General features: G+C 45.6%; 13 protein-coding genes. 7 read left to right on the top strand and 6 right to left on the bottom strand.

Annotated elements, in window-relative coordinates; genetic code table 11:
- Nucleotides 1–9: 9 nt before the first annotated feature.
- The gene (locus QSV55_RS03975) at nt 10–819 is read right to left on the bottom strand and encodes an ABC transporter permease (protein WP_289650788.1); all 810 of its coding nucleotides are present in this window, start codon (nt 817–819) and stop codon (nt 10–12) included.
- A 94-nt stretch (nt 820–913) separates the two neighbouring features.
- Nucleotides 914–2,170 (bottom strand): nucleotide sugar dehydrogenase, encoded by a 1,257-nt coding sequence (locus QSV55_RS03970; RefSeq protein ID WP_133451266.1) that lies wholly within the window; start codon nt 2,168–2,170, stop codon nt 914–916.
- Nucleotides 2,171–2,423: 253 nt separating this feature from the next.
- On the opposite strand from QSV55_RS03970, the gene QSV55_RS03965 reads away from it, so the two are divergent.
- The 3 genes from QSV55_RS03965 to QSV55_RS03955 all read left to right on the top strand — a co-directional run bounded on the left by QSV55_RS03965 (nt 2,424) and on the right by QSV55_RS03955 (nt 8,178).
- Complete coding sequence (locus tag QSV55_RS03965) at nt 2,424–3,716, top strand: LCP family protein (RefSeq protein WP_289650787.1); 1,293 nt, start codon at nt 2,424–2,426, stop codon at nt 3,714–3,716.
- A 14-nt stretch (nt 3,717–3,730) separates the two neighbouring features.
- Nucleotides 3,731–4,204, top strand: coding sequence for a DUF2538 family protein (locus tag QSV55_RS03960; RefSeq protein WP_289650786.1), 474 nt, complete (start codon nt 3,731–3,733; stop codon nt 4,202–4,204).
- A gap of 209 nt (nt 4,205–4,413) precedes the next feature.
- Nucleotides 4,414–8,178: an N-acetylmuramoyl-L-alanine amidase gene (locus tag QSV55_RS03955; RefSeq protein WP_289650785.1), complete on the top strand. Its 3,765-nt coding sequence runs from the start codon at nt 4,414–4,416 to the stop codon at nt 8,176–8,178.
- Nucleotides 8,179–8,235: 57 nt separating this feature from the next.
- On the opposite strand, the gene QSV55_RS03950 is transcribed toward QSV55_RS03955, so the two are convergent.
- Complete coding sequence (locus QSV55_RS03950) at nt 8,236–8,682, bottom strand: MarR family winged helix-turn-helix transcriptional regulator (RefSeq protein ID WP_133451087.1); 447 nt, start codon at nt 8,680–8,682, stop codon at nt 8,236–8,238.
- A 115-nt stretch (nt 8,683–8,797) separates the two neighbouring features.
- Complete coding sequence (locus tag QSV55_RS03945; RefSeq protein WP_289650784.1) at nt 8,798–9,256, bottom strand: competence protein ComK; 459 nt, start codon at nt 9,254–9,256, stop codon at nt 8,798–8,800.
- A gap of 209 nt (nt 9,257–9,465) precedes the next feature.
- Between QSV55_RS03945 and QSV55_RS03940 the strand changes: the two genes are divergently transcribed.
- The 3 genes from QSV55_RS03940 to QSV55_RS03930 are packed head-to-tail and all read left to right on the top strand — an operon-like array spanning nt 9,466 to nt 10,742.
- Entirely contained in the window at nt 9,466–9,936 is a 471-nt protein-coding gene (locus QSV55_RS03940) for a sigma-70 family RNA polymerase sigma factor (RefSeq protein ID WP_289650783.1), read from the top strand.
- Nucleotides 9,937–9,979: 43 nt separating this feature from the next.
- Complete coding sequence (locus QSV55_RS03935; RefSeq protein WP_133451084.1) at nt 9,980–10,159, top strand: YkvS family protein; 180 nt, start codon at nt 9,980–9,982, stop codon at nt 10,157–10,159.
- Nucleotides 10,152–10,742, top strand: coding sequence for a CPBP family glutamic-type intramembrane protease (locus QSV55_RS03930; RefSeq protein WP_289650782.1), 591 nt, complete (start codon nt 10,152–10,154; stop codon nt 10,740–10,742). The genes QSV55_RS03935 and QSV55_RS03930 overlap by 8 nt, the downstream gene beginning before the upstream one ends.
- Before the next feature lie 10 nt (nt 10,743–10,752).
- Here the strand turns inward: QSV55_RS03930 and QSV55_RS03925 are convergent, their stop codons facing one another.
- Nucleotides 10,753–11,604 carry a bifunctional UDP-sugar hydrolase/5'-nucleotidase gene (locus tag QSV55_RS03925; protein ID WP_289650781.1) on the bottom strand — a complete coding sequence of 284 codons (852 nt, stop codon included), beginning with the start codon at nt 11,602–11,604 and terminating at the stop codon, nt 10,753–10,755.
- 45 nt (nt 11,605–11,649) lie between these two features.
- Here QSV55_RS03925 and QSV55_RS03920 point away from each other — a divergent pair, with 45 nt between their 5' ends.
- Entirely contained in the window at nt 11,650–13,116 is a 1,467-nt protein-coding gene (locus QSV55_RS03920) for an ATP-binding protein (protein WP_289650780.1), read from the top strand.
- Here the strand turns inward: QSV55_RS03920 and QSV55_RS03915 are convergent.
- The gene (locus QSV55_RS03915) at nt 13,103–14,446 is read right to left on the bottom strand and encodes a TrkH family potassium uptake protein (RefSeq protein ID WP_289650779.1); all 1,344 of its coding nucleotides are present in this window, start codon (nt 14,444–14,446) and stop codon (nt 13,103–13,105) included. The genes QSV55_RS03920 and QSV55_RS03915 overlap by 14 nt on opposite strands.
- Nucleotides 14,447–14,454: the final 8 nt, after the last annotated feature.

Here is a 14,454-nt window from a genome sequence, read left to right as displayed (position 1 = left end):
CATAATAATTTATAAATAATCGACCAATCTGTTTCTGAACTTAAAGTGGATCTTCGCCCCGATGAAAAGCAGCAGCAGACTGAGCGCCCAGAAATAAAGATGGTCATGCCATGCGCCGTATAAGCCTCCGCCCGCATGCGTGAAGGCACTGCGATAGACACCGACCAGATAAGTGAAAGGATTAAGACCTGTTATATGCTTCATGACAGGGGTTGAGTTCTCGATAGACCAGAAAACAGGTGTCAGGAAGAAGCACATCCGGATAAAGTTCTGCAGAAGATTACGGGTATCCCGCACTAATACAGTGAGTGTACTCATGATGAGTGACAGTCCGAAAATAAAGGCATAGCTTGCGATAATGAAGTAGATGAAAATCAAGTAATGCCAGCCGGGTACATAATGATGATACAGCGAGACCACAAATAGGAACGCTGTCGTAATCAGCAGATTGATCAATGAGTTGACAAACGTGATGGACAGGAGCGTACTTGACGGGAACTTCATCTTCGTCACGATGCTCAGTTTCGAGAAAATCGCATTGGAGCCGCGATTGATGGACTGTGAGATGAACAGCCAGGGAAATAAGCCGCTGATCAGATGAATGATAAAGGGAATGCCGTCTATATCAGCACGTGTACTCCGCAGGCCGAGTCCAAATACAAGATAGTACAGACCGACCTGCAGGGCAGGCTGCAGAATGTTCCAGAAGATTCCTAGATAATGGTTTGAATATTCACTTTTAACATTAAAGATCGCAAGTTTATAGATCAGTTCAAGATGTGAGAACTGTTCCTTGAATAATTGAATTAAGTCTTTCATAGGCACTCCTATAAAAAAGTGAAACATTAACTCCAGGATTATTTAAGCATTATCCATTTGGCGCTAATGTTTCACCTCTAATTTATATTGTTGATTATTGATTGAAAGTGTAAAGGTTACCGAAGTTATAGTACTTCGTCGTTTCGAAGTCTGATTTCACGACGTTCTTCGTATCGAAAATCAGTTGATCTTTCATACCTTCGAAGTCAGCGTCTGTTAACTGTTTGAATTCTGAATGATCGCTTAAGACCAGCACGAGCGAGCTGTCTTTTACAGCTGCTTTAATATCTTTTTCAACGAAATCCAGGTCAACGTGTGGGTCGTATGCCACAACCTCATAGTCCAGATCTTTCAGCATCTCGTAAATATCGAATGCCGGAGATTCACGGATATCGTCAACGTCCCCTTTGTACGTCAGGCCGAAGACAGTCAGTTTCTTGCCGTCTACTGCTTTTAAGATTTCTTTCGCTTTGTTCACCACATAGTGCGGCATCTGGTTGTTGATCTTACGGCCGACTTGGATGATATCTGTGTTGATCGGGTCTTTAGCGATGATGAAGTAAGGATCGACCGCGAGACAGTGACCGCCGACACCTGGGCCTGGCTGATGTAAGTTGACACGTGGGTGTTTGTTCGCCATCTCGATGACATCAAGCGCATTGATATCCAGCTGGTTACAAACTTTTGCCAGTTCATTGGCAAGCGCGATGTTGACGTCACGGTAGGTGTTTTCCATCAATTTACTCATCTCAGCTGTCTTCGCATCTGTTTCAATCATTTCACCTTGAACGAACGTGCCGTAGACTTTCTTACCTGCTTCGATACAGTTCTGAGTCACACCACCGATGATACGGTTGTTGTGAATCAGTTCATGCATGATCTGTCCAGGTAACACACGCTCAGGACAGTGCACGAGGAAGACATCTTCGCCGATAGTGAAGCCTTTAGATTCCACAAGTGGCTTAACGAAGTCATCCATTGTACGTGGTGCAATCGTTGATTCAACAATGATGACATTGCCTTTTTCGATAAGTGGCAGCACAGATTCAACTGCTGTCATGACCATTGAAATGTCACATGACTTGAACTGATCTGCGTTGTTAGGGGTTGGTACGGCAATGATAAAGCAGTCAGCAGGTTCAGGTTGAGTCGTCGCCTTGAATTTACCGCTTGCGATGACTTCTTCAAATGCTTCTTGAAGGCCCGGCTCTTCGATATGAATTTTCCCGCTGTTCAGTGAATCAACAGCTTTCTGATTGATGTCAACACCGACAACGTCTACACCATGCTTTGCGAACATAATAGAGGTCGGTAAACCGATATAGCCAAGTCCTACTGTTGTTAATTTCAAAATAATCCCGCCTTCAATAGAGTTAGTAGTGATATCAGCGTTTGTCAGCCGCTTGATATCCATTATAAACATTATAATTATAATCAATCCTGATTAAAGAATCAAGATATAGTGAATCACAGATAAGGTAACCTATTTCAGCAGCCTTTTCAAATCATAAGGTTATCAGGTGTAATAGGATAAAAAAGTTGTCGTCTTCATAGGTATCGAGTATAATTGTGTAGTTTAAATAGAAGAAGATAGGTGACAAATAATGAAAAAACCCATGAAAATACTTCTGATTCTCCTTAGCCTGTGTCTGATTATAGCGCCTTCTACGTACGCAGCTTTTCTCTATTTTCAGACTAAAAATGCAGTCGATAAATCTTACACCCATAATACAAGCCAATCTTCATTAAGAGACGGTGCTGTCAATCCAGCCATGAACCATGTCTCTATTCTCTTCCTCGGTATTGATGACAGTCTGACGCGTCGCCGGGATGGTCAGTCGGTTGATAAAGCAAGAACAGATGCGATGATTTTAGGGACATTCAACCGGGACAAACAGCAGATCCGTCTCGTCAGTATTCCGCGCGATACATTAAGCTATATTCCATCGGTCGGCTATTATGATAAAATCACGCACGCGCATGCAGACGGCGGCCCTGAGTCCTCCATGCAGGCAGTTGAGACCCTTTTCGATGTGCCGGTCGATTATTATGCGCGTATCAACATGCAGGCCTTTGTCGATATCATCGATCAGCTCGGCGGTATCAACTTCAATGTCCCATTTGATATAGATGAACCGACTAAGAATGACATCGGTCGTATTAAAGTCAAAAAAGGCTATCAGAAAATCAATGGTGACCAGGCGCTTGCACTCGTGCGCAGCCGCCACGTCGATACGGACCTCGGACGCGGTAAACGTCAGGCCGAGATGATTGAAGCGATCATTAAAAAGGCCAAGCAGACAGATTCGCTCGACAAGATAGATGAACTGGTCAACATCGTCGGCAATAACGCCAAACATAATTTATCTTTTAATGATATCACATCCCTCGCCACGACCTATTCTAAAGACAGTGTCAAGTTCAAACGTGCGCAGCTAAAAGGGACAGACTATATGTACAACGGCGTTTATTATTTCAACCCAGATTTCTCCAATGTCGCGAAGACAGCCAGCCTTCTGCGCCAGGACCTGGGACTGCCCGCCAAGTCACGCAAAGACCTGCTGAGCTATAAAGTCATCCAGCTGTATGGTGACCTCATTCCACTGGAACCGATGAAAATCAGCAAGATTGATGAAGCCTATCAAGCGAAGGTCAGCAGAAATACTAGAACCAGCCCTGAAAAAACGAAACATGACAAAGTGACTACTGAGGCACCTGTGCCTCAGACCGAAGCACCGGCAACAGAGATGCCGACCACTGAAGTCATAACGACTGAACCGGTGCAACCGTATACGCCGACCACCGAAGTCGCAACGACTGAAGCGGTGCCGCAGTATCCACCGACAACTGAAGACACTCATTTCAGCCCGGACTATTCATCAGCTCAATCATACTAAGAAAGGATGGTTAGATGTCACGACGTAAAACATATGAGAAATATGAACATATCAATAAGATGTTCGATAAACTCGAGGAGCAGATCGTTCATGCCGGTGATCTGTCCTACATGCGCGAGCAGTTCTATTTTATCGATGAATTTCATCGCCAGAACTATGAGTCACTCAGAGTCTACTATCATCAGGCAGATGACAGTCCGCTTATCGACGGCGCCTGCTATCTGATTGCGATTCCTGAAATCTTTAACGTGATTGATATCTTTGGTTATGAAGTCCCGTTTGATTTTATCTTTGAGAATGGTCAGTTAAGTCCCTCTTTTCAGCAGCTGGATGTCTATTACCAGTATATGCTGGCAGCAGCGCTCGAAGTGTCAGACGTCAAGATATTCAACCCATCCGGCTACTCGCTGGGGATGAACCACTGGAACATCAGTCAGATGAAAATATTCTGGCAGTACACCGCTATCATCAGACGGGAAGCACAGTAACCACCTATCCGCTTGGATAGGTGGTTTTTTGCATTTATCTCAATCCTTTTTCTGTAACGATATATAGAATAGGTAGATGAACAAGTGAAAAGTAAATAATATATTCAAATGTTAAAGTCATATTACAAAGTCTCAATCGCCCTATACTTCAACGTTTAATCATTTTATACTGAAAAAGATTCAGATTATTGCAAATGAAAGGATGCTCTATGAATTCGAAATTCTTCTACAAATCATCTTCTCTACTGTTCATGATGTTAGCTGCACACTCAACAGCACAGGCAGCAGAAAATCAAGTTTCAGCTGAAACTGAAAAAAATGATGAAACCGATGATCAAAATGCATCAACGACAGAGCAGAGACAGGTTTATGATATCAAACAAACGATAGATGCTACTGCAACACCTTATAACTTTACTACTGCAACAACTGAAAATCCTACTCAAGAAATAACACCCGCCTCTACTGAAACGCCGGCTGCTCAATCAGCTGACGTCACGACTGAGGCACCGGCCGATGCGTCTGTTGAAGAACAAGTCTCCACTGAGACACCGGCTGCTCAAACAGCTGACGTTACGACTGAGACACCCGCCGCGGCGTCTGTTGAAGAACCGGTCTCCACTGAAACGCCGGCTGCCCAAACAGCTGATGTTAAGACGGAGGCACCGGCCGCGGCGTCTGTTGAAGAACCGGTCTCCACTGAAACGCCGGCTGCTCAAACAGCTGATGTTAAGACGGAGGCACCGGCCGCGGCGTCTGTTGAAGAACCGGTCTCCACTGAAACGCCGGCTGCTCAAACAGCTGATGTTAAGACGGAGGCACCGGCCGAAATATCTGTGAAAGAACCGGTCTCCACTGAAACGCCGGCTGCCCAAACAGCTGACGTCACGACTGAGACACCGGCCGCGACGTCTGTGAAAGAACCGGTCTCCACTGAAACGCCGGCTACCGCTCAAAAGAAAACGACAAATGAATCAGCTGCTACAGTTACACCAGAACCTGTCACTGCAGCACCTGTTAAAACCGCTGAAGCTTCAACCATGAGTGTTACTGCCACGAAACCCGCAGTCGCTCAAACTATCACTCAGCAATCTTCCAGCACATTGACTCAAAAACGCGACGTGACCTTACAGCAAAGTGCACCGAAGACATTATCACTATCAATGGCACCTACTACACGGGCGCGGACACTCGCAGCTTCAACATCTGAGACCAATAATTTCATCTTGTCACAGAACTATACCGTGCCCACTTATAAACAAGATTTTGCAGCTGATCTGCCTAAGATCGCTTATCGCAATGGGGTTGGAAAGCCTGAAGGGGTCATTGCGCATGAAACAGCCAATCCGACTTCAACCATCTACGGTGAAGTCGCTTATATGAAGAATAACTGGAATAATGCATTTGTTCATGCATTTGTAGATGACAATGAAATTATTGAGACGGCAGATACCGACTACCTCGCATGGGGAGCCGGTCCAGCCGGTAATGCCCGCTTCATCCACGTGGAACTCGTCCGCGTCTACGGTAAGGAACGCTTCGCGAAAGCGATCAATAACTATGCCGATTATATTGCGACGAACCTGCTTTACTATGACCTGCCTGTTGATTCAGCAGAATATGACGGTTCAGGGACATTATGGTCCCATAGAGCAGTCTCTAACTTCCTTGGGGGCTCTGATCACGGTGACCCATACGGCTGGTTCCAGGAGAATGGTTACACCATGGATGAACTCGCCGAGCTGGTCACGCTGAAATATAACCAGAAAGTGCAGGCACTTGCAGGTACAACAACACCGCCAGTGGTCGTCGAACCGACTCCCCCACCGGCTACACAACCGCCTGCAGCACCGCCGGTCGTCACTGCCCAGTCCAAGATGGCGCGGATTAAAACTACGACTGCACCAGTGTATTCTACTGTGACGAGTACCACTGCCACGCCGGCTGCAGAGAAAGCCAATTTCACCTACTACGTGAACAAAAAAGCGGATTATAATGGCAAGTCATACTATCTTATTTCCGATGAAACAGGGGTGCCTCGTGGCTGGGTTGAATCTGATCAGCTCACACAAGCGACACGCAGCAGCGAACAAGCTGTCACCTCTAAATTCAAAATCAATGCGCTTGCTACCGGTATCTATAGCATGCCTTGGGCGATGGAAGGTCAGAAGTACGACGACCTTACAAGTCAGATCAACCAGGCATTCAATCCGACAAAGAAAGTCACCGTCAATGCGACTGATTATTATTTCGGCACTATCAACGGCTTCAGCGGCTGGATCAGCAGTAAACATCTCACAGCTGCCAGCACATCCCTGACGGGCATCAAGGCCGTCAATATGTACGGTAAAACCCCTTCGACAGGTGCCAAAATCTATACAGATATCAATCTGACGAAGGTCACAACCAGCAAGCCTTATATTCAGTATTTCATCAATAAACAAGGGACTAAAGATTCAGTGAACTATTATCAGGTGCTGGATGAAAACAATAAAGTATTAGGCTGGATCAAAGACAATCAGATCAGTCAGAAGACCGCTCGTGTTTTAAGCACAACGCCTGCACCGTATAAGGTATCTTCTTCGACGGCGAAGATTTACTCCATGCCATCAGGGGGCAGCAGTCAGCAGCTCCTTGTTAACCAGAACCTGCAGAACCAGTATTTCAATGTCATCCGCAGTGAGAAAGTCGGTGCCAGCATCTGGCTGAAAGGGCTACTGCCGGCGACCAATACAACAGGCTGGATGTATGCAGGCCATGTAACGAAACAGTCTGATGTCTTCAGTGAAATGGAAAAAGTAACAAAAATGGGTAAGACGCTCCCTGCTGGTGCTGTCATCTACACAGATAATAACCTGAAGTCTTATCTGCCGGATGCAAGTAGACAGGTCCAGCATTACGTGACCACACAGGCGCGTAAAGGAGATGACACCTATTACTTTGTTGTGGATGATCAGTCTAAGCCAGTCGGCTGGGTCAACAGCAACAACTTATATCTGAACAGCCGGAAGATAGTCAGCTACAAAAAAGCTGTCTACTCTGTCACCTCACCTGACGGCGCACTTTATACGATTGCTGCGGGCGGTCCTAGCCAGCTGATCCGTCCACTTAGAAACGATATCGGTGCACGTTTCAATATCGTGCGCACGGAGAAAATCGGCATGTCCTTATGGCATAAAGGGACATTGTCATCTACTGGTCTTGTCGGTTGGATCGCAGATAAATATTTGACACCCGTCACTACAAAAGTGGTGACTGCTGCCACAACGCTTGATGAAGCTGTTGCGAGACAGATGACAGTCAGCCCGCAAGTTGTCTACGCGGATCAGTACGGCCGTACGCTGACACGTAATGCAACGGAATCTGAAGTCCGTGCCAGCATTGATCCGGCCCTTTTCAAGAACGATGCCACACAGAAATACCAGTTCCTGAGTCTGAATAGTTCTCAAGGCATCTCAGCTGCCAAACTGAATACATTGCTCGAGAATAAAGGCATTCTTGCCAATCAAGGCGCTGCTTTCGCTGAAGCTTCTAAGCTGTATAATATCAATGAGATCTATCTGATCAGTCATGCGTTATGGGAGACCGGCAATGGCACCAGCCAGTTGAGTAACGGCATGGGCTATAATGTATCGACCGGCCAGGCCACGACTTCCGGCACGAAGTATTACAATATGTACGGGACACGTGCAGTCGACAACAATGCTTTAAATAGCGGCATTCAGTATGCATATCAGCAAGGCTGGAACACCCCTGCCAAGGCGATTATCGGCGGTGCTCAGTACGTCGCACAGAACTATTTCGGCAATAAGCAGTTTACGCTCTATGAGATGCGCTGGAACCCAGCTAATCCTGCGACACATCAGTACGCGACCGATATAAAATGGGCCTCTAAGAATGCGCTGCGTATTGCAGAGTTCTATCGCCGCATTGAACTGACAGGACTGAAATACTTGATCGATCAATACAAATAAAAGCAGGCGCAATGCCTGCTTTTTTGTACAAAAAAACACGACAGCTGTCGTGTCTCCTTAAAATTTAAATGGATCTCTGATACTGAATGAATGATAGATTTTCTCCAAGATGTTGATCAGTTCTTCAGATTCCTTCTTGTTCAGTTCTTTCATAAAGCTGCGGACGACTTTCGCTTTGATGCCATCCGCCATATCGACGATTTCCTGTCCCTGCGGTGTCAGCTTCAGCACAGTAGACCGTAGATCATACATACTTTGCTCTTTCGTGATATAACCGTATTCTGCCAGTTTTTTAATCGAGCGGGATACAGCGGTCTGCTCTTTACTCATTTTAAAGATCAGTTTCTTCTGTGTCATATTGTCTTCATTCTTGATCAGTTCGAGCATGTAGATCTGCTCGCGTGATACGTTGTAATCTGCGAGTTCAATGCCAGTGATTTCATCGATTTTAGTGTTAACGAAATAGATTAGTTGTCCAAATCTTTTTAAACGTTGGTCTCCCATAGTGTTTCTCCTTAATATATAACAGTTAAACAAATTATAATCGATGTATAACACATGTGCAATACATTTAGAGATAAAATTACAATTAATAGTCCACTATCTATTTAAGTATGACTTATTGCAGGAACCTTTTTTTCATTTTACTGTAAAAATCTGTAGCCTGAAGCGCCTTGTTATACTGCTTCAGGATATGAGCAGATTTCTCTTTGACACTGAGTGACCTGCCGTTTGTGAAATAGATGATCGTCTCTTCATAATCAATCGCCTGTAAGAAGTGCTGATTGTTGATATAACACATTTCATAGCTATCTTTCGGATGCAGCGGAAAGAACACGAGGTTCTGAGAGGCGTCGATGATGACAGGCGTAAACTGCGCAAACTTCAGGCTTTCTTTTACTGATTTCCGGCTGGCAGTCAGACTGCTGTTCAGCATTTTAAGTGTGTGATTGAGCAGAAAGTCCGGTGAGGCGTCCACCCATTCTATCTTACCATCATAATAAGCAATTTCAGTCTGTCCTTGTGTCTGATTAGTACGACGAATATAAACCACTTCATGACCTAAAAAGTGTTGCATAACAGTTCCTCCTTCTAATGGCTTTCTTGAACATTATAAGGTTTTATTGACAAAAAGAGAGATAAAATGCTAAAAAATAACAAAATAGGCCTATAAATTAATATAATCTACAAATTTGTCTTATTTCTCGGTTTTGCTGATCTGTTCAGAGCCTTTAAGATAGAATCATCCGGAAATATTCAGCCGATCGATCGCGTCAGGACATTGAGATGTTTGAAGAATGGTATGTGAAGTATGACCGCATGATTCATCACCTGCTCCATCAGTATCATATTACTTATGACCGCGATGATTATTATCAGCTCGCACTGATCAGACTTTGGCGCCTTACTCAAACGTACGATCCCGAGAAGACACCCAATGAGTCACAGTATGTCTACCTGCAGCTGAAATTCTGTCTCCTTGATGAAATCAGGAGACGGATGACCTATCAGCAACGCTTCCAGCTGATGGCTGATGAGAGCTTACCTGAACGAGAGGACCTGGAGAGTGAACCGTTAGCCATCGAGATTTTAACAGAGGAGGAACGCACGTGGTTCATTTACCGGTGTGAGGGCTATACTCTGGCTGAAATTGCGGCTAAAATGGACCGCACGGTGGCCCAGGTGAAATACATCCGGAAGAAAGCTCGAATCAAATTACAGGAAAATAATGATTTGCCATTTCAAAACCAGGCGTAATTTAGTATAATGACGCTTAGTATATTTGGAGGAGGTCATGAATATGGATATCGCTAAAGTTGGAAATGTCGTAGAATTCCACGAGGGACTGCGCGGCAGAGTCGAAAAAGTGAACGAAAACTCTGTGATTGTCGATCTGACAATTATGGATAACTTCGAACAGCTTGAACAGCCTGAAAAAACGGTTATCAATCATAAACGCTATAAAATCATCAATGACTAAGTTGACGAGTAAACCTTCTCTTTTTCTGATAACGTTTGTGCTGTTTCATATCCTGCTGTTCCTCATGAGACAGGAGGATCAGGTCTTCTGGCACATGATGACAGGGATATTTCTACTGACCACATTCAGTTACCTGCTCTATAAGCGGCATCTGACTTCCAGAAGGATCGGCCAGTCGCTGCTGGCAAGCCTCATCGCCAGTGCGGCAATTGTTGTCTTGTACACTGTACTCGTCCAGTTCCTGCCTGCTATCAGCTATGAAGCCATTATGACGACACTGATATCAATCGGTGTTCATTACCGCTGGCAGCTGATGATTTCACTGGCAGTGACTGTTCCCCTACATGAACTTTACTTCCGGACGATGCTCCAGGAACAGATGACTAATCCTGTGCTGGCCGTGATACTGACCAGCCTTGCCTCGGTCAGTCTTTTTATATGGGTGCTGAGCGTCCAGCAGCTGATCACGTTGGTAGGTATACAGCTGATAACGGCAGCTGCCTTCCAGTACTCAAAACGCTTGATTACACCTATTGCAGCTACCATATGTGCCATCATCATCCTGATTCTGTTCTACGCATAAGACCAGCCCCTTAATCGGTGCTGGTCTTTTTGAATTCCTGTTCAATATAATAGAGTTCATCCTGCAGCCAGTGGTCTTCCATGAAGCCTTTCAGCTGAATGGCTTCAGCGTGATAATCAACCAGCTCATAAGTGGTGGTCCGTTGTCTGAACTGCACTTGAATATGGCTCAGCTCAGAGATGTCGTGCGGCAGATCGACATGCCATGTTCCGTCTACCACTTCATTTAATCCTGAATTAGACAGCATCAGATCAACCCCTTCTGTCGCACGGCGCATTTTTTCACGGGCGGAGATAGAGGCAATATCGCCGTAATACATGACAATGACAAAGTCCGGGTTCTCTTTTTCACGCATATATCTTATCCAGCGTCGTGCGGCATCCACCGTCTTCTCCATATAGAAGTCATCACTATAGTGCTCCCGGAACGCCTGAGTGGCGGTCATTCCCAGGATGCCGACCTTCATACCGCCCACCTGTTTGATGATGTAAGGGGTATTAAAAAAGGCTTCCTTCGTTCTGCTATGGAGGATATTCGCACACAGGAAAGGGAACTGCGCCATCGCCTCAGCCTGATTGAATAATCGCGGTCCATGGGCAAAATCCTCGTAGCTGATGCCGCTTGCATCGTAGCCGATATGATTCATGACATCAATCACAGGATTCCTTCTGTTCTTCTGCGCTGCTATGAAGTCACTGTCGGGAGACCCGCAGAGCGTGTTGCCGTTATTCAGGATCAGCAGGTGTGAGGCATTCCGTCTGACTTTCTGGATGTAATGAGCGGCCTTGAGCAGATTCATGTCCGAGAAGAGCATGCCACGTATGTTATTTGTTGTTATAATATGTATATCAAATTGATGCATGCAATCACCCTTTCTCATTATATCAAATTCATGTCAGGAGTCTTTATGAAATATCTACAGCGCTATATTTTAGTGAATCTGATCATCACTTTAACACTGAGCATCTTCAGTTACTTTGTCATTCTTCAGCATGACAAAGATTTCGAACAGAGTTCGATAGACCGCAGTTTAAGTATCCATGAGCAGCAGATCACCAATTTTATTGATGATGCGACGAGCACCGTGCAGACCATTGCCACTGTCATGGAAGTAGCCCCTAAAACCGAGGCCATCCAAAGCGCCATCAACAGCTCAAGAAGCAAAGACGGCAGCTACAAAAGTATCAGTATCATCGATAAGAACGGCAGAGTCATCATTTCATCCAACAGCAACCTGGTCGGACAACGTGAACATTCATATGATTTCTATAAGCAGCATAAAGATCCGCACCAGATTTCCATCAATTTCAGTACAGAAGAATTTAACGGCGTCGATGATATTTATATTTCAAAGTTTATGACCTATCAAAAACAGCCGGTCGTCATAGTGGCAGAAATGAACATCAATACGCTGATGACTTCTATCGATGCTGTCCAGCGCCTCAGATCTGTTGAACTGACCGATCTTAATAACAATGTGATTTTCACATCCAGAAAGCTGAATGAAGAAGGTGTCTCCAGCAGCAAAACACTCCAGAATGTGGACTGGCGTCTTAAGATCACCTCCAACCGGCACATAGAGCTGGAGGCTTTAAAAACGACCGCTATCCTCTTCTTGCTCTTGACCCTGATCGTTGCCACCATCCAGCTGTTCAATAACATATATGAGCGTCAGAAAGAAAAGCTCCGCCTGATCGAAGAAATCAATGCACAGAAAAAAGAGCTGATCGGCATGCTTGCTGCCAACACTGCACATGAAATCAAAAACCCCCTGACATCTGTCAGAGGATTTGTCGAACTCCTGGAACTGAAGTATGACCGTCAAGGTGACAACCCTCATTTCGCTATCATCAAAACGGAAATCGACCGCATCACGGATATCGTCGGTCAGTTTCTGCTCCTCGGACGGCCGACGGAAGAAAATAACGAGCCGACGGAAGTCGTTAAAGTCGTCAAAGATACATTGAATTTCATGAAATATGACTTTGATGTCCATCAGATGCGCCTGATATCCAGTTATCAGGAACCTGAGCTCTATACCATGATGGCGACAGATCAGCTCAAGCAGGTGCTGATCAATCTTCTGCAGAATGCCAAGGAGGCGATACCAGAAGGTCGCAGCGGTGTGATTGAAATTAAAGTGCAGCTGCAGGATATGATCATCATCACGATCAGTGATAATGGGATCGGTATGTCAGAGAGTACACTGAAACAGCTTTATGAACCGTTTTTCACCACAAAAATAACGGGAACAGGACTTGGATTACCTGTTACCCGTAATATGATTGAACTGGCAGGCGGAACGATTGAAGCACAGAGCACGGTCGATGTCGGCACCACCTTCATTGTCCGGCTGCCGATCAGCCAATCATGACCCGTTCCTTTGGATAATGATATTTCACGGGCTCTGCTTTACCGCCGAGCATGACCACAAATGTGATCAGGCCGACACGACCGATGAACATCACAATCATGATGACGATTTTCGACGGCATGGTCAGCTCAGAAGTAATGCCGAGAGACAGGCCGCACGTGCCGAATGCGCTCATCACTTCAAAGAAAATTTCGAGGAACTGATGCTTGCCGTTCTCAAAACCAAGAATGACGGCTAAAGCAGTGAAACAGATGATAATAGCCAGAATCATGACCGCAAACGCCCGCTGCATATCGAGCGGGTGTATTTCTTTGTTGAAGACTTGAATCGTCGTCCGGCCGTTACTGAAGTTAATGATGAACAAGACCAGAATGGCAAAGGTGGTCGTTCTGATCCCCCCGCCGACAGAACTCGGCGAAGAACCGATGAACATCAGTCCCCCCATAAAGAACTGTGTCGCTTCGGTCAATGTTGTCAGATCAATCGTCGTGAGACCTGCACTACGCGTCGTAGAGGACTGGAACATAGCATAGAACAGACTTTTATGCCATGACAATCCTTTGAACGCATTGCCCATTTCCAGTAAATAGATGACCACTGTCCCGACAATCAGCAGGAGGGCATAGGTGGATAACGTCAGCTTCGCAAACAGACTGAATCTGAAGTTAGGCACTCTGTTCATAATATAAGTCTTGATCTCAATGATAACCGGAAACCCTATGGCACCGAGCACAATGAGTATCATGACGATGGACTGGACAAAGTAGTCATCGGCATAAGGGTTGAGGGATGCACCTGTGATATCCAGTCCTCCATTCGTTGTCGCTGCTACACTGGCGAACAGTCCCTGGTAAAGCGCGTCTTTGACGGAATGCATATCCTTATAGAAATAGAAGGCTAACAGCAGCGCCCCTACTGCTTCAATCGTCAGCAGTACCTTGACAATTTCTATCAGTAGCTGCACCATACCTGTCATCTGCTCCTGATTATTATCCACCATGATCAGACGCCGCTCCTGAATACCGATGCGCTTGCCGAGGATGACCCAGACGAGTGTGCCCATGGCCATTACCCCCAGGCCGCCGATATTCAGGATGATCAAGATAATGATCTGACCGAACAGCGAGTAGGTATCGACGATTGACATCGGTGCAAGTCCAGTGACACTGATTCCTGAGACAGCGAGGAACATCGAATCAATATAGGAGACATGGACGCCTGGTTTATGCACATATGGCAGACGCAGCAGCAAGAAGGAGACCAGCATAGCGATGAGATAGTAAACGACAATCCACTGCTGAGGTGTCAGCCGCCATATTCTTTTCTTCACTGGATCCC

Origin of the sequence: Macrococcus bovicus (assembly GCF_030376725.1) — a bacterium.
In the GTDB taxonomy this organism is placed as follows: Bacteria; Bacillota; Bacilli; order Staphylococcales; family Staphylococcaceae; genus Macrococcus; species Macrococcus bovicus.
The sequence above is the reverse complement of the archived record's forward strand: the minus strand, read 5'-3'. Positions and strand labels throughout refer to the sequence as shown.

What these genes read in the sequence shown, in the direction of transcription:
- QSV55_RS03945 (WP_289650784.1), bottom strand. Translation starts at nt 9,256, where the DNA reads ATGCAACACTTTTTAGGTCATGAAGTGGTTTATATTCGTCGTACTAAT.
- QSV55_RS03940 (WP_289650783.1), top strand. Translation starts at nt 9,466, where the DNA reads ATGTTTGAAGAATGGTATGTGAAGTATGACCGCATGATTCATCACCTG.
- QSV55_RS03920 (WP_289650780.1), top strand. Translation starts at nt 11,650, where the DNA reads ATGAAATATCTACAGCGCTATATTTTAGTGAATCTGATCATCACTTTA.
- QSV55_RS03975 (WP_289650788.1), bottom strand. Translation starts at nt 819, where the DNA reads ATGAAAGACTTAATTCAATTATTCAAGGAACAGTTCTCACATCTTGAA.
- QSV55_RS03960 (WP_289650786.1), top strand. Translation starts at nt 3,731, where the DNA reads ATGTCACGACGTAAAACATATGAGAAATATGAACATATCAATAAGATG.
- QSV55_RS03965 (WP_289650787.1), top strand. Translation starts at nt 2,424, where the DNA reads ATGAAAAAACCCATGAAAATACTTCTGATTCTCCTTAGCCTGTGTCTG.
- QSV55_RS03925 (WP_289650781.1), bottom strand. Translation starts at nt 11,604, where the DNA reads ATGCATCAATTTGATATACATATTATAACAACAAATAACATACGTGGC.
- QSV55_RS03935 (WP_133451084.1), top strand. Translation starts at nt 9,980, where the DNA reads ATGGATATCGCTAAAGTTGGAAATGTCGTAGAATTCCACGAGGGACTG.
- QSV55_RS03930 (WP_289650782.1), top strand. Translation starts at nt 10,152, where the DNA reads ATGACTAAGTTGACGAGTAAACCTTCTCTTTTTCTGATAACGTTTGTG.
- QSV55_RS03950 (WP_133451087.1), bottom strand. Translation starts at nt 8,682, where the DNA reads ATGGGAGACCAACGTTTAAAAAGATTTGGACAACTAATCTATTTCGTT.
- QSV55_RS03955 (WP_289650785.1), top strand. Translation starts at nt 4,414, where the DNA reads ATGAATTCGAAATTCTTCTACAAATCATCTTCTCTACTGTTCATGATG.